General features: G+C 64.7%; 19 protein-coding genes. 9 read left to right on the forward strand and 10 right to left on the reverse strand.

All coding sequences use genetic code 11. The features are described from left to right. Positions 1–14: 14 nt before the first annotated feature. Entirely contained in the window at positions 15–179 is a 165-nt protein-coding gene (locus ABIB99_RS33220) for a Flp family type IVb pilin (protein WP_028169565.1), read from the reverse strand. Positions 180–487: 308 nt separating this feature from the next. On the opposite strand from ABIB99_RS33220, the gene ABIB99_RS33225 reads away from it, so the two are divergent. Then, a complete protein-coding gene (locus tag ABIB99_RS33225) occupies positions 488–1,810 on the forward strand; it encodes a hypothetical protein (protein WP_354179603.1) in 1,323 nt (440 codons plus the stop codon). Between the two features lie 5 nt (positions 1,811–1,815). Here the strand turns inward: ABIB99_RS33225 and pdxY are convergent, their stop codons facing one another. From pdxY to ABIB99_RS33240, 3 genes are all read right to left on the reverse strand, one after another. Next, positions 1,816–2,634 (reverse strand): pyridoxal kinase, encoded by an 819-nt coding sequence (pdxY, locus tag ABIB99_RS33230; RefSeq protein ID WP_354179605.1) that lies wholly within the window; start codon positions 2,632–2,634, stop codon positions 1,816–1,818. Positions 2,635–2,778: 144 nt separating this feature from the next. Further along, positions 2,779–3,420, reverse strand: a complete 642-nt coding sequence (locus ABIB99_RS33235) for an FMN-binding negative transcriptional regulator (RefSeq protein WP_354179607.1) — start codon at positions 3,418–3,420, stop codon at positions 2,779–2,781. A gap of 107 nt (positions 3,421–3,527) precedes the next feature. Beyond that, positions 3,528–4,160 carry a TetR/AcrR family transcriptional regulator gene (locus ABIB99_RS33240; protein WP_354179609.1) on the reverse strand — a complete coding sequence of 211 codons (633 nt, stop codon included), beginning with the start codon at positions 4,158–4,160 and terminating at the stop codon, positions 3,528–3,530. 97 nt (positions 4,161–4,257) lie between these two features. Here ABIB99_RS33240 and ABIB99_RS33245 point away from each other — a divergent pair, with 97 nt between their 5' ends. The 3 genes from ABIB99_RS33245 to ABIB99_RS33255 all read left to right on the forward strand — a co-directional run bounded on the left by ABIB99_RS33245 (position 4,258) and on the right by ABIB99_RS33255 (position 6,059). Continuing rightward, the gene (locus ABIB99_RS33245; protein ID WP_354179611.1) at positions 4,258–4,923 is read left to right on the forward strand and encodes an O-methyltransferase; all 666 of its coding nucleotides are present in this window, start codon (positions 4,258–4,260) and stop codon (positions 4,921–4,923) included. A 222-nt stretch (positions 4,924–5,145) separates the two neighbouring features. Continuing rightward, positions 5,146–5,490 (forward strand): DMT family transporter, encoded by a 345-nt coding sequence (locus tag ABIB99_RS33250; protein WP_014495640.1) that lies wholly within the window; start codon positions 5,146–5,148, stop codon positions 5,488–5,490. Further along, positions 5,490–6,059 carry a TetR/AcrR family transcriptional regulator gene (locus ABIB99_RS33255; protein WP_063983584.1) on the forward strand — a complete coding sequence of 190 codons (570 nt, stop codon included), beginning with the start codon at positions 5,490–5,492 and terminating at the stop codon, positions 6,057–6,059. The genes ABIB99_RS33250 and ABIB99_RS33255 overlap by 1 nt, the downstream gene beginning before the upstream one ends. Positions 6,060–6,071: 12 nt before the next feature. Here ABIB99_RS33255 and ABIB99_RS33260 read toward each other — a convergent pair whose 3' ends face one another. After that, positions 6,072–6,434 carry a hypothetical protein gene (locus ABIB99_RS33260; protein ID WP_166353032.1) on the reverse strand — a complete coding sequence of 121 codons (363 nt, stop codon included), beginning with the start codon at positions 6,432–6,434 and terminating at the stop codon, positions 6,072–6,074. 88 nt (positions 6,435–6,522) lie between these two features. After that, a complete protein-coding gene (locus ABIB99_RS33265) occupies positions 6,523–6,804 on the reverse strand; it encodes a hypothetical protein (protein WP_354179614.1) in 282 nt (93 codons plus the stop codon). Positions 6,805–6,840: 36 nt separating this feature from the next. Between ABIB99_RS33265 and ABIB99_RS33270 the strand changes: the two genes are divergently transcribed. Continuing rightward, entirely contained in the window at positions 6,841–7,119 is a 279-nt protein-coding gene (locus tag ABIB99_RS33270) for a DUF3551 domain-containing protein (protein WP_176400468.1), read from the forward strand. Positions 7,120–7,134: 15 nt separating this feature from the next. On the opposite strand, the gene ABIB99_RS33275 is transcribed toward ABIB99_RS33270, so the two are convergent. Then, on the reverse strand, positions 7,135–7,362 hold the full coding sequence (locus ABIB99_RS33275; RefSeq protein ID WP_224580733.1) for a hypothetical protein: 228 nt from the start codon (positions 7,360–7,362) through the stop codon (positions 7,135–7,137). 239 nt (positions 7,363–7,601) lie between these two features. Continuing rightward, the gene (locus ABIB99_RS33280) at positions 7,602–9,524 is read right to left on the reverse strand and encodes an FAD-binding monooxygenase (RefSeq protein ID WP_354179617.1); all 1,923 of its coding nucleotides are present in this window, start codon (positions 9,522–9,524) and stop codon (positions 7,602–7,604) included. 102 nt (positions 9,525–9,626) lie between these two features. Between ABIB99_RS33280 and ABIB99_RS33285 the strand changes: the two genes are divergently transcribed. Together ABIB99_RS33285 and ABIB99_RS33290 are read left to right on the forward strand one after the other, a co-directional pair. Next, entirely contained in the window at positions 9,627–10,091 is a 465-nt protein-coding gene (locus ABIB99_RS33285; RefSeq protein ID WP_354179619.1) for a MarR family winged helix-turn-helix transcriptional regulator, read from the forward strand. 121 nt (positions 10,092–10,212) lie between these two features. After that, on the forward strand, positions 10,213–10,644 hold the full coding sequence (locus tag ABIB99_RS33290) for a COG4315 family predicted lipoprotein (RefSeq protein ID WP_354179621.1): 432 nt from the start codon (positions 10,213–10,215) through the stop codon (positions 10,642–10,644). 67 nt (positions 10,645–10,711) lie between these two features. On the opposite strand, the gene ABIB99_RS33295 is transcribed toward ABIB99_RS33290, so the two are convergent. Further along, a complete protein-coding gene (locus ABIB99_RS33295; protein ID WP_166105773.1) occupies positions 10,712–11,329 on the reverse strand; it encodes a L,D-transpeptidase in 618 nt (205 codons plus the stop codon). A 335-nt stretch (positions 11,330–11,664) separates the two neighbouring features. Between ABIB99_RS33295 and ABIB99_RS33300 the strand changes: the two genes are divergently transcribed. Both ABIB99_RS33300 and ABIB99_RS33305 read left to right on the forward strand, forming a co-directional pair. After that, entirely contained in the window at positions 11,665–12,690 is a 1,026-nt protein-coding gene (locus tag ABIB99_RS33300; protein WP_354179685.1) for a hypothetical protein, read from the forward strand. A gap of 377 nt (positions 12,691–13,067) precedes the next feature. Then, positions 13,068–13,298: a DUF6894 family protein gene (locus ABIB99_RS33305; protein ID WP_027530842.1), complete on the forward strand. Its 231-nt coding sequence runs from the start codon at positions 13,068–13,070 to the stop codon at positions 13,296–13,298. A 96-nt stretch (positions 13,299–13,394) separates the two neighbouring features. On the opposite strand, the gene ABIB99_RS33310 is transcribed toward ABIB99_RS33305, so the two are convergent. Then, a complete protein-coding gene (locus tag ABIB99_RS33310; RefSeq protein WP_354179623.1) occupies positions 13,395–14,177 on the reverse strand; it encodes an SDR family NAD(P)-dependent oxidoreductase in 783 nt (260 codons plus the stop codon). Positions 14,178–14,179 lie beyond the last annotated feature (2 nt).

A 14,179-nucleotide genomic window follows, 5' to 3' on the forward strand; every position in this document is an offset into this window, starting at 1 on the left:
CGCGTCCACGCGGCCTATTTCAACGCCGTCGCCAGCGATTGCAGCTTTGCGACGAGATTGGTGCCGAGCGCATAGATGATCTCGATGATCGCCAGCGCGATACCAGCTGCAATCAAGCCGTATTCGATCGCGGTGGCGCCGGATTCATCGGCGGCAAATTCGGTCAACAGGCATTTCAATTTCACAACTCGCATCCCTTCCAACTCTACCGCACGTTGCTGGCACGGGAGAGATACCAAGCCGCAATCCAAGATTGAGTAAATTCAACCCCTTCAATTTGATGACAATGAATGGCTGGCGCTTTTCAGCCACTTGCCGCCCCTCAAACCGCAGGGAACTCGCGTTGCACCTCGGCAACACCCGCCCGAAAAGCCCCATTTCGCCTCTTTGCGCCATTGCGCCGCCACACCATCCTCCGAACAATTGACGCGTCACGTGCCTGGCTGTGCAAGATTGGTTCGAACAGAACCGTTTGGAGGCAGGGATCATGAATGATCGGCGGTCTCTTCTGGTGGCGGTCTCGTGCCCCTCGGCCGTTCTCGCCGGCTGGCTGGCGCTCTCCCTGTCCGCCTACGCTCCGGCCCTCATCGAAAAAAGCAGCGCCAATGCTTCCGCCGTGTCGCGCGCGAAAGATCTTGGCCGGCTCGAGCTCGCCGACGTCCCGCATGCTGCGGCCATCGAGGATGGCGTCGCCCTGACCGCCGATATCGCGGCCGCTGTCGCTGCGACACCGAATCCGGATCCGGCCCCCGAGGCCGCAACAGCCGAGATGCCCGCCGCCGTCATCAAGCTCGCCTCGGCCGATCCGGCGCTGATCTTGCCGGCGGAAGCGCCGCCGGCGCTACAGATTTCGCCTGAACCGGCGCCCGTCCTCAGCGAGGCTGCGCCAGCAGAAGCCGCAGCGGCGCCGGAGCCCGCGATCAAGCTCGCATCCGCCGATCCCACCGAGATCGTGACGACAGATGCGCTGTCGCCCGCAGCGATCGCGACCGGCCCAGCGCCTGCTGCGAGCAAGCCCTCGCCTCCGGCCGACACAGTCGCCGTGCTCGATGAGTGCTTTGTCATGGACGCCTGCATCGACCGCTACCTCTGGGCGCTCTACCAGCGCACGGCCAAGGAGGACTCGATCAAGGTCGAGGACCGCCGCGCCGTTACCGTCAAGCGCAGGGGCAAGATGGTCACGGTGATGCGCAGCTTCACAAAGCTGGTCGATCAGGATTTTGGCTGGAAGGATCCGAAAGCGGCCGAGCGCGCCAGCATGCCGATGATGGATTACGTCATCGGCGGCATGGACAAGAGCTTCAAGCGAAAGCTGTTTCGCATGCTGCTCGCAGCCGAGTCCGCCGGCCTGTCGCCGGGCATCACCAGCGCGTTCCGCGACGACTACCGCCAGTCGATCGCGAGCGGCCTGAAGGCCGCTTCCGATCGCTCCTATCATGGCGGCAGCACGCGCGGTGGCTACGGCCACGGCATGGCGGCCGACATCGTCAGCACCCAGGGCAACAACCGCGCGCAGCGCTGGGTCTCGACCGAAATCCTGTGGAAGTGGGTCGACGCCAACGGCAAGGCATTCGGCATCGGCCGGCCCTATCTCGGCCGCGATCCGCCGCATGTCGGCCCGGTCGACGGCCAGGAATACATCTCCAAGCGCGGCACGGGAGACCGCAAGGAAGCGGCCAACGTGAGGTCCAAGAAGGTGATGCGGGCCGCGGCTCACGCAAAGCTGCGAAAGACACACGCCGCACGCGAGCAGAAGAGTTTGGCCAAGCCGCAGAAGTCGGCGCAATCGGCCGGCAAGCGCGCGACCTGACCCTGTTACGGCTTCCGCCCGAGGATCGGCAGCGGTACGAGGCGCATCTCGGCGGTGCCTGCGTCTTGCGTGCGCACCAGCACCGCAAAGATGGTTTCGACCGCGAGCCGTACGGCCGCCTGCATCGCCTTGCCCTTGGCCAGATGCGCCGCAATCAGGCCGGTAAGGAGATCGCCGGTGCCTGAAGGGCGGATCGGCAACCGCGGCGTCGCAAAGCGCGACAGCTGGCCGTCGGCGCACAGGATCGTCTCCACCTGCCCTTCTGCCGTGTCAGCGAGCGTGCAGCCGGTAGCGACGACATCGATGCGACGTTGCCCCGCCAGCGCCGCGCAGGCCGTGCGCAGGCTCTGAGTGTCCGCGATCGTGACGCCCGACAGCAGCTCGAGCTCGAACTGGTTCGGCGTGGTCAGGTTGGCGGCCGGCAGCAGCCGGTGCTGCACCACGTCCAGAATGCCGTCGGCAACATAGACGCGGCCGTCATCGCCGATCACGGGATCGCAGAGATAGACCAGCTTCGAATTCCGCGTCAGCGCCCGCTCGACGAAGTCGGCGATCACCGCCGCATTGCCGGGGGAGCCGAGATAGCCGGTGACCAGCACCGCGGCCTCGTCGACGAGGTCGCGCTCCTCGACGCCTTTCAGGAGATCGGCGACGAGCTCGGTCTCCAGCACCCGCCCGCGCAACGTCGGATAACGCGGATGGTTCGACAGCAGCGTCGTCGGCACCGCCGCGACGTTCACGCCCTCCGCCTGCATGGCAAAGGCCGCCGCGCTGTTGCCGACATGGCCGTGAACCACCTGGCTTTGAATGGAGATGACGAGCATTGAGAGGTCCGTAAGATCAAATGCTGAGCGAAGCAAGCGTAGCAGGAACGGCTCGCGTAGCCCGGATGGAGCGAAGCGTAATCCGGGGTTCTCAGATCGCGGCATGAATCCCGGATTACGCTGCGCTCCATCCGGGCTACAAGTTTAGAGCATCTCATACCCCAGCCCCGGCCGCAGCGCCTGCATCTTCCGCGCCAGCCGCCGGTGCCCCGTCTCCTCCGACCGCGCCAGCCGGTCAGCGATCGCGACATGGTCCGCATCGCTCTTGTGCTGATTGAGCTTGGCCTGCCCCTCGACGGTGTCGACCACGAGATCGACGACCCGGATCGCAGCCAGCATGCTCTCGCGCTTGCCCGGCTCCATTTGCGCGAGGTCCCAGGGCTGCTTCGACAACCGCGCCTCGGACACCGCAAGCAGCGCATCGCCATGCCCGCGGTTCTCGTCCAGTTCGCGCAGATGCGCCACGCCCGACAGGTGCACGGCCTCGTAGAGCCAGGTCGAGACATTGTCGCGCGAAGAGTACCAGTCGTTGGAGATGTAGGCGTCGTCGCCGGCAACGATCAGCAGGAAGCGCCGCGTGCCGTCCGCAAGCGCAACGAGCGGATTCTTGGCCGTGAAATGGATCTGCACGATCACCTGCCCGTTGCGCTCGCCCAGCACGAACGGCACATGCGAGGCGCGCGGACCTTGCTCGTCCGCCGCGACGATCATGCCGAAGCCGCGTTGCCCGGCAAATTCCAGCGCGCGCTGCTCCTCGATGCGAAACTGGGGACGAAGCAGATGCATGGCGCGGCGCTCGATGGCTCGAATATGGGACGGCGAGCGAAGGCTAACCCATGACCCTGCAAAATCTGAAGAATAATCGGCCCGCAAACGTCGATGTCAGCAATGCCTCAGCGCCGCGCCAACGTCGCAAGATAGGCGCAGAACATATCGGCCATGGCATTGGCATAGGCTGCGATCTCCGTCTCGCTCCGCGTCTCTTCCGAAAAACTCTTGCCGACCTCGCTCAGCGTCGCCGTGATCAGCTCGCCGGCAAGGATACGCGTCGTATCCGAGGCTTTCGGCAGCGCCTCCCGCATGAACGCGGCGACGATCCCCTCGCCGGCTGCCCGGGCGTCCTGCGCCTCGGGCGCGTCGCGATACAGCGGTGCAGCGTCACTGAGCGCGACGCGGATGGCGGCCTCCTCGCACTCGGAACGAATGAAGGCATGGACCAGCGCGCGCAGCCGCGTCGGCGGCGGCTTCGTCGGGTCCGCCAAAATGCCGCGCAGAAGCTCGCTTGTGCTCCGCCACTCATCGCTCTGGAGACGGAACAGAATCGCCGCCTTGTTCGGAAAATATTGGTAGAGCGATCCGACGCTCACACCGGCCCGCTCCGCCACCCGCGCCGTGGTGAAACGTTGCGCTCCCTCCTTGGCCAGGACCTGAACAGCGGCATCCAGAATCGCGGCCACCAGCCCGCTCGATCGGGCCTGTTGCGGCTGTTTTCGTGAGGAAATTGAACGGCTTCGGCGGTCGGCCATGGCGTGCTCGGGCAATGCGAATAGGAAACGCGACGAATTAGTCGTATTTCTTCCCCCGCGCAAGCACGCGCTTCTTTGCGAACGCCGGAGACATCAAATGACCACCCCGAACATCACAACGCTTGCGCCGCTGCTGGATCGCCTGTTTGACGAGGCCGAAGCAGCCAGGGGCGCGACACACGCCGCCGTCGCCGATTTGTCCGACGCAGACCGGGCGCGGATGATGCTGAGCAAGACCGATTACCGCGACCTCTACGGACGCTTGAAGGACGCACCGCTCGCGGTCTCGCGCGAGACGGGTCACCTGCTCTACATGCTGGCGCGCAGTTCGCGCGCCAAGGCGATTGTCGAGTTCGGGACCTCGTTCGGCATCTCGACCCTGCACCTTGCCGCAGGCTTGCGCGACAATGGCGGCGGCCGTCTCATCACCAGCGAGTTCGAGCCGTCCAAGGCGGCACGGGCACGGGACAATCTTTCGGCTGGTGGGCTGATCGATCTCGTCGAAATCCGCGAGGGCGATGCGCTGAAGACGCTCAGCGCCGATCTGCCCGACACGATCGACCTCGTGCTGCTCGACGGCGCCAAGGCGCTCTACCCGGAGATCCTGGATCTGGTCGAAGGCCATCTCAAGCCGGGCGCGATCATCGTCGCCGACAATGCCGACGACAGCCCCGACTATCTCGCGCGCGTACGCAGGCCCGCAAGCGGCTACATGTCCACGCCCTTCGCCGAAGACGTCGAGCTCTCCGTGCGGATCAGCTGACGCCGCATAAAATCGACACTCCGAGCCGTCGTGCGATCTATCGCGCGGCGGCTTCGTCTTTTCGGCGAAACAGCCAAAACTCCGGCAAACCGCTGCCAACAGGCTCCGGCCTGTCGCAGGCTCGTCACTCACACGTGATACCTTCACCCGCCAAAAGCCATGTTCCGCGTGCTAAACATACCTACCGCGCGGTATCTTTCGCGCGCCACATCTGAGCTCGCCATGACCTCCGCCTTCAATGCCTACGCGGCGCTTGCCCTCGCCATCGTCTTCGAGGTGACCGCGTCCGCCTTCCTGCAACAGTCCGCGCAGTTCACGCGGCCATGGCCGACGCTGGCCATGGTGCTGTTCTACGTCGCCTCCTTCTACGCGCTGTCGGTGGCGATCCGGGTCATTCCGTTGAGCATCGCCTATGCGATCTGGGGCGGCGTCGGCATTATTCTGACTGCGACCGTCTCCTTCGTGCTGTTCCGCCAGATGCTGGACGCCGCGGCCTTCGTCGGCATCGGACTGATCGTGTCAGGGGTCGTGGTCATCAACCTGTTCTCGCAGACGACGGCGCATTGATGCCGGCCAGCGCCTACACCCGCGCCAAGCAGCCCGAGCAGGTCCGGCGCGCCCTGCTCGACCATGCCGCGGCGATCGCCATGGATCACGGCGTATCGGGGATCACGGTGCAGGCGGTGGCGGCGGCGGCCGGCGTCACCAAGGGCGGGCTGTTTCATCATTTCGGCAGCAAGCAGGCGCTGATCGAGGGCCTGTTCGCCGATCTCCTCGGCCGCGTCGATGCCGAGATCGACGCCGCTATCGAAACGGACCCGAAGCCGCGCGGCAGCTTTACGCGGGCCTATGTCAATGCGGTCTTCACCGGCAAGGCCTTCGGCTTTGCGACGCCCTGGGCGGCGCTGAGCATGGTCGTCGTCACCGATCCGTCCCTGCGCCGGCTCTGGAACGACTGGATGAAGGCGCGCCTGAAGCGTCACCGTACGACCGATGCGGCGCCCGAACTCCACGTTGTGCGCCTCGCCGCCGACGGCGCCTGGCTGTCCTACATCACGACGGGACAGACGCGCATGGGCGCGGACTTGCGTGCCGTGCACGACCGCCTGATCGCACAGACCTATCGGCGCGGATAACCGGAACGACAGCTATTGGCTCTGCACTGCCTTGGGCGGACGCGGCGCGGATTTGGCCGGCTTTGCACCGGACTTGGCCGCCGCGCGCGGCGGCGGTTCGTCGACGGACACCAGATAGGCGGCGAGCGCCTTGGCGGAGTCGGGGCTGGTTGCGTAATGGTCCTTCAGGAACCAGGCGAGCGTCAGGCTGAAGCGCCCTTTCGCCAATCCCCGCGGGCTGCGATGGCAGGTCGCGCAGCCGTCCGCGAAGAGCTTTGCGGCCGGCTTGCCGGCATCGAGATTTTGCGCGGACGCGACCGTCACCGTCAGCGCCGCGGCTGCGAGAGTCACCAGGGGCGCGATCACGTCGCGCCCCGGTCGAAACAGCGAAATCAATGTCGTCCCCTAGAGCGTTTTCGAGCGAAGTGGATTCCGGTTCGCGTAAAGAAAACGCGTCAAAAGAAGAATCGGCCCCGTCGCGCGGTCACGCCGCCGATAGCTGATCGAATTCGGGCGGAGTGTAGGCCTTGCCGTCCGGGTCGGTGATGACGACCTTCCATCCCTCGCTCGCCCATACTTTTGCCTTCGCCACGATGAGCAACCGGCTCTCGCGGGCAAAACTGCACTTCTCATTGTCGCGTTCTGCGACCATCTTATAGGCCAATGCGCATCCCCTTGCGTCGTCCTGCACCCGCTCCCTCGTGGCAGCGGGCTTTGGCGGCAATTCGCCGGGAGCGTGGCAATTTGGTGCCATCGACGGCAGCATTGTGCCCTGGTTCCAACTGAGCGACGGAGATTGATCGTGCGCAGCATCAGAAATGCGATTCTGCTTGTCGCGGGCTTGCCTGGCGTGGCGCTGCTTGCCACCGCACCTGCGCGGGCGCAGACCTACGATCCGCGCTATCCCGTCTGCATCGAGATCTACACCATCGACGGCAGCAGCATCGATTGCAGTTTCACGTCGATCGCGCAGTGCGCCGCGACTGCTTCCGGGCAGTCCGCCCAGTGCTACGCCAACCCTTATGCCCTGCGGAGCCGGCCACCGGGCCCGGGCCCATCGCCGCCGCGACGGAACCGTTAGGGGATCGCGATCCGGTCAGTGGACCCGGATGATATGGGGACGGCCGAGATCGATCAGCCCCTGCACCGCCGAGAGACGGTCGTCCAACGCTGCGATGGTCAGCAACAGGTTGTTGCGGCGCTCGTCGAGCATGCCCATCTCGGCACCGGTGAGCTTCGTGCTCGTCCGCTCCTTGTGAATCCCGTCGAGGGATTTGCGCAGCCCGGCGATCAGGCTGGACAGTTGTTTGGCCTCCTTGGTCATCGACCGCTTCGCGACATTTTGGCGGCGCGTCTCCGCCTGGCTCTGTCTCATCGTCATCCTCCCGTTGCCCCGCTGCCCCGAGTGGATGCTTACAGCTTTGAGTACACATATTACGATCGATGAAATCTGCCCGCGAAGAACTTTCTTAAATTGGACAAGCCGGGAACCTGACTCGAACCAAACGGAAAGCCCGGCGCGAGGACCGGGCTTTCGTTGGCAACGCCAGGGCTGTTTGAGCGTCAGCTCGCTTGCAGCATGAACGCGTCGAAGTACGCCGCGAGCGCAGAAAAAGCGTCGATCGGAAGAACCTGCGCGACATATTGGTCGGGGCGCACCACGACGATGCAGCCAGCCCTCCGATCGATACCGCGCATGGTGAAAACGTCCTGGCCGCTCTTGAGGTCCGGACAGAACATCTTCTCGTAGTCGATCAAGCCGTGTCGCCCCTTGCGCGGCAGCAGCAGCGCCGGCATCGCCTCCACGGCGAGCGCGCGATGATCCTGCTGGAAGACGGCACGCAGGTCGATCACGCTGTCGATGTCGGCTCCAGCGGGCGTATGGCGACGGACCGGCGATTCACGGGCCTCTGCGAGAAAATCACACAGCGCGCGGATCGCCGATCCCGCGGCGGCGGGATCCTCCGCGGGCGAAAACGCGTAGACGCGGAAGCGGCCATCGGCCTGCGCGGCATGGCCGAGATGCACCGGCTTGGCGTCCGCAAGCCGGATCACCGGCGCGGAATGGAAGCGCGTGCCGATGACGAGGCCTTCGGCAAGATGCTGGTGTGATGTCGCGCCAGTGAGGGGCGACGGCCGGTAATGCGTCGCCGTGCCCGCGGTATAGCGCCCGTGCCTGACGAAATAGTCCTGCGTCCTGGCCGCATCGGCACCACCGGCCTTGGCGGCGGAGGCGAGAATGCCCGCCCATTCGCGGTCGAAATCGATCAGCTCCTTCGCCACCGCCTGGCGCTCGGCCGAATAGGAATGCAAGAGGCCCGGTGCACACTGCCCCCGGAGGACGGCGGCGAGCTTCCAGCCGAGATTGAAAGCGTCCTGCATCGAGACGTTCATGCCCTGCCCCGCCTTCGGGCTGTGGGTATGGCAGGCATCGCCGGCGATGAAGATGCGCGGGAGGCGCGAGGCGATCTCGGCCTCCGGAACGTCGTCGAACTTGTCGGTCAGGCGCTGGCCGATCTCGTAGACCGACCACCAGGCGATCTCCTTCACATCCAACGTGTGCGGCTTCAGGATCCGCCGCGCTTTCGCGATCACGTCATCGGCGGTGATGTTTCGATTGGCGACGCGCTCGCCGACATCGAGCTTTGCGAGCTCGACATAGAGGCGGACCATGTAGCCGCCTTCGCGCGGAATGATCAGCAGGCTGCCGTCCTTCGCCGACTGGATCAGGGCCTTGAAGCGGATGTCGGGAAAATCGGTCACCGCCAGCACGTCCATCACGCCCCAGGCGTGGTTGGCGGAATCGCCATGCAGCTCGCGGCCGATCGATCTGCGCACCGTGCTGCGCGCGCCGTCGCAGCCGACGACGTAGCGCGCCCTGATCGTCTCCACCTTCCCCTCATTGCCGGCATCGGCACGTTCGAGGCGCACCGTCACGGCATGGTTGGCGGGACCCGCCGCCGGATCAACCACGAGATCGAGCAGGCGGCGGCTGTAATAGGGCTCGAGCTTGGCCGGAGCTTTGCGCATGACATCGAGAAAGCCGTCATGGATGCGCGCCTGGTTGAGGATGACATGCGGGAATTCAGACAGCCCGTCCTCGACATCCTGCACACGCCCGCTGCGGACGATCGTCTCGGGCTTCCGTTCGTCCGGCTTCCAGAACGTAGTCTCGTTAACCCAATAGGCTTCCTTCAGCACGCGCGCGCTAAACCCATAGGCGTGGAACATCTCCATGGTGCGGCAGGCGATGCCGTCGGCCTGCCCGACCAGCAAACGGCCCGGCTTCTGCTCGACGATGCAGGTCTTGATGTCGCCGAATTGCGCAAGCTGGGCCGCGAGCGTCAGGCCCGCAGGGCCGCAGCCGACGATGAGGACGTCGACCTCGTCAGGCACGGCCCCAACTGCGCCCGAAGCCAGAATGCGTTCGGCAGGATCGGCGATTTCAGGATCGCCCGGCTGAAATCCATTGAGATGGAATTGCATGAGCACCTCTCCCGTCAACGTCTTCTTCGATATTGCTCAGTATGCTGACTATCAGTATACTTGTCAACGATCCGCGCCTTCCCTGCCGCAACGGAGAATTCGGTGAAAGACAACAACGACATGCCCGGGCATCTGGCGCGCCGGTTCCAGCAGATCGCGGTGGCGGTGTTTCTGGCCGAGGTCGGCGAAGCCGGTTTCGACCTGACGCCGGTGCAATACGCGGCACTTGCGACCATCAAGGCCAATCCGGGGCTCGACCAGGTGACGCTCGCAGGATTGATTGCCTACGACCGCACCACCATCACCGGGGTCATCGACCGCCTCGTCCAGAAAGGCCTTGCCGAGCGCCGCGCCTCCAGCCGCGACCGCCGCGCCCGCGAGCTCGAGATCACCGACGAGGGTCGACGCACGCTGCGCAAGATCACTCCGGCGGTGGAATCCGCCCAGCGCGTCATGCTGCGCGGCCTCAGCGCGAAGGAAAGTGACGAGCTGATGCGGCTGCTGCGCAAGGCCATTGCCGCCGGCAACGAGCTCAGCCGCGCCCCGCTGCGCGAGCTGGAGGCATGAACCCCGTATTTCCATCCGTAATTGTCGCAGTGCCGCGAAACCTGGAACTAACCTTCGGCTGCTAGGGTCGGCAACATTCGGCGTTTAACGCGCGATTTACTTTGCCGCTCGGGAGTTTCGGATGTTCAGGTTCCTCATTGCGGCGACGGCCATCGCGCTCTCGGCCGGTCCTGCGCTTGCCAACGGCCATGGCGGTGGCGACCCTGCTCCGCCGAAGCCCGAGGCCACGACCGCACCGGCGAAGGTGATCCTGACCAAGCAGGGTCCCACGCTCGTCGACCTCAAGGGCATGACGCTCTATACTTACGAGCGCGACACCACCGGCAAGACGTCGAACTGCAACGGCAAGTGCACCGAGAGCTGGGTACCGTTATCCGCTACGGTCGACGCCAAGGCCATCGGCGACTTCACCGTGATCAGCCGCAACGACGGCAGCAAGATGTGGGCGTACCGCTATCGTCCGCTCTACACCTCGCCGGCCGACAAGGCGCCAGGCGATACCAACGGCAATGCCACGACGCTGCAATGGCGCGTTGCCCGGCCTGAGAACTAGGTCTCAACCGGCACCCCTGCCCACGACGAAAGCCTCGTGAGCAGTGGAATGACCGATCGCACTGCGCTTAGCCGCGCCAGCTAGACCCCGCGTCGACCCGTGCATTCTGCCCGGGCGGCAACACCACCACCGTGGCATTCAGCTTCACCCGGTCGAACAGATCGATCACGTCCTCGTTGCGCATCCGGATGCAGCCGGACGAGATCGCCTGCCCGATATATTCCGGCTGGTTGGTGCCGTGGATACGGTAGAGCGTGTCCTTGTTGCCGAGGTAGAGATAGATGCCCCGCGCGCCCAGCGGATTGGCGGGGCCACCGGCGACGCGCGCCGGATACGGTCCGAGCCGCGCCTGGATCTCCGCTGTCGGAACCCAGTCGGGCCATTCCGCCAGACGGCCGACGCGCGCGACGCCGGAGAAGGCCATGGCTTCCTCGCCGACCGCGACGCCGTAGCGGATCGCCTTGCCTTCGGGCAGCACGAAATAGAGGTAGCGCGCATCGGTATCGACCAGGATCGTGCCCGGCTGCTCCTTGCGCGGATAGTCGACGATATGACGGAGATATTGCTCAGGCACGTTCGCCTGCGCGTAGGGCGTGTGCGCAAGCAACTGCCGGTCGCGCGGCGTCATGCTCGCGTCCGTCGATGGAGAAAGCGTCGTCTGCATGCAGCCGGCGAGCGGAAGCATGGCCATGACGAACAATACGATTAGAGATTTTGGCACCACCGGCCCCCCGATAGCGGATAGTTGCGCTCCCAGCGACGCCAGATGCTGCCCAAATCGTGCTGAAAAAAAGGCAATGCGGAACACGTGCCCGTGTTCGACTGGCATGGTTCCATCACCACAAACGGCGAAGAACCGTCGCACAGTCTCCATCCCCTCGCCTTGCTTTGGTCAAACCCGGCTGGACTCGTGGGTCATCGTGCGGACTCATCGGATTTGGGATGGGTTCACCTCGACAGATCGGCTCGCGCCAATGCGGACGCCCATACTTTAAACACTCGGACTTCAAAGGAGCTGCGATGCTCGCGACGCTGAACTCTAGGCAAATCGTCGATGAGATCGTGAAGGACACGGTCAAGGACAACGATCCGCACGACGCCGTTGAGATTTCACCCGACATGGTGCTGGCTTCGCGCCCCATCAGTGGTGCGCCCGCGTTAGCCCCTGAGATCGCAACCCGTCCAGAGCCGAAAATAGATCCGAAGTTCGCGCCGGAGCGCACCATTAATCCGGAGCCGAAATTCAGTCCCGTCCTGGAGCCGCAGACGGCAGCGCCTTCGGTCGACACCGCCGTGCGCGTCGCCGCCAGCGATGGTCGCCGGCAGAAGCGATCCTCCGCCGGCAAATGGCTGCGCGGCGCGTTCGTTATGATCTTGTTTGCGGGCGGAAGCGCGGCCGCCACTGTCGCCTGGGAGAAACATGGCGACACGGCCAGGCAGATCCTTGCCGAATGGAAACCAGCATTGACTGCGTTGACCTCGCTGCTGCCTTCGACATCGCAAACGGCGGCGCCGATGCCCGCCGCGCCGGTCACGGCCGCGCAGGCCGCGCCGCCCGCGGAGCCAGCCGCAACGGATCAAGCGGCCGATCAACCTGCTCAACCTGCGACGCCACCTCCGGTTCAGGTTGCAGCAGCAGCGCCTACACAGCCCGATCCCGCGCAATCGGTCCAATCGATGACGCGCGACCTCGCAGCGATGGCGCAGCAGATCGAATCGCTCAAGGCCAACATTGCCGAGCTGAAGGCCGGGCAGGAGCAGATGGCGCGCGAGATGGCAAAACCACCCGCGCCAAAGCCGGTGGCTGAGGCCAAGCCGGTCGATCCGCGCGCGCGCGTGTCCACGCTCCCGCCGCGATCTCCGGCGCCTCCGGTTCGCAAGCCGAAGCCGGTCGTGTCGCAAACCTACATGCCGGCCTATTCGCCCGCGCCGCCTGCACCTTCGCAGGCTGCCGCGGTCGCGCCGACGGCAGCACCGGTCGCCACGACGCAAGCCGTTGCCGATGACGACGGACCTGTCGTGCGTCCGCCGATGCCGCTGCGCTAGATCAGGCGCCGACGCAGCGTCGCTGTCGCGACGTCGTCCAAGCTGTCCGAGTCGATGCGACGCGTTGAGTCCGGGCAATTACGGAGACCGATATTTCGATCGTCTTCCGTCAAGAGAAAAGGCCGTCGGGATTTATGCCGCCGGCCTTCTCTTGCAGCTGCCGGTTCCCGGAGCCCGGTTCTGCTGCAATTCCATGCCTTATGATCACGTCGACATAATTAATAAAATCTTAACGCACACGAATGCTGCACATGATTTCTGCGCCATAAGCACAGAGATTGCGCGACCTGTTCATTCGAAAATATCGACTCAGTGGTATCATCCGGGATGTGTTGAGACTTCCACTGAAGCTCACGTCGTCACACCGGGGAAATCGAATGCCCTACTATTCCTTCGATCTCGTGGTTGGTGAAGAGTTCAAGAACCAGGGTGGAATCATCCTCGAAGACATCGAGGTCGCTTCCGATCGCGCCGTTCAATTGGCTACCGAGCTGTCGCAGGTGAAGCCGGAGCTGCAACGGAAGGGTTGCGCGGTGCGCGTCACCGATCGCGATCACAACGAGGTCTATCGCACGCCGCTCGATCCCGTGCCGGCCTGGCGACGCTAGGCCGCAGCGTTTTCGAGCGATTTGGAAACCGGTTCGCGCAAAAAGCGCGTCGAACCGTGACTCAAAAGCATCGTTCCGAGTCATCGGAACGGGGCTTTAGTCGTCCAGCTCCGGCGGCTCGAACCAGTTCGTCAGCGACAATCCGCCGTCGACGACGAAGGCGGCGCCGGTGACGTAACCCGAGAGCTTGTTCGACAGCACCGCAAGCGCCATCGGCGCGAGGTCCTTGGCCTCGCCGAGACGCCCGAGCGGAATGTGCTTCGCCAGCGAGGCATCGGCAACGAACCCGCCCGCCGCGATCGCGCCGGGCACCAGCGCGTTGACGCGGATGTCGTGACGCCCGAGCGTCTTCGCGAGCTCCTTCACCAGCATCGCCATCCCCGCCTTCGCCGTCGAATAATGCGGCAGGTTGCGCGGCGTGCCCGCGTGCAGCGAGGTGAGAAACAGGAACGAGCCCGGCCGTTTCGCCGCGATCAGCCGTTTTGCCAGCCCGCGCGCCAGATGGAATCCGGCATCGAGATTGACGGCATGCATCTCCTGCCAGGTCTTGCGGTCGACCGCGAGCGCATGATCGACCTCCCGCCGCGGCGGCGATGCGCTGTGCACGAAATGCGTCACCCCACCGATCCCCTCTGCGGCGGCCAGCAGGGCATCGCAAGCGTCTGACCTGGCGAGATCGCCGACCCACGGCACCGCCAGTTCAGGCCTGCTGCTCGCGCCGATCGCCGCATTCACCCGTTCCAGGCTCACATCGGCGAACACGGTCCGAACGCCCTCGCCGACCAGCGCCTGCGCAATCGCGCGGCCGATGCCGTTGCCTGCGCCGGTGACGAGGGCCGTGTCGCGTGCGGGGTCGAACGGCGTGCTCAACAGGCTCATGT

It is taken from the genome of Bradyrhizobium sp. LA6.1 (genome assembly GCF_040547805.1).
GTDB classification, from domain to species: domain Bacteria; phylum Pseudomonadota; class Alphaproteobacteria; order Rhizobiales; family Xanthobacteraceae; genus Bradyrhizobium; species Bradyrhizobium barranii.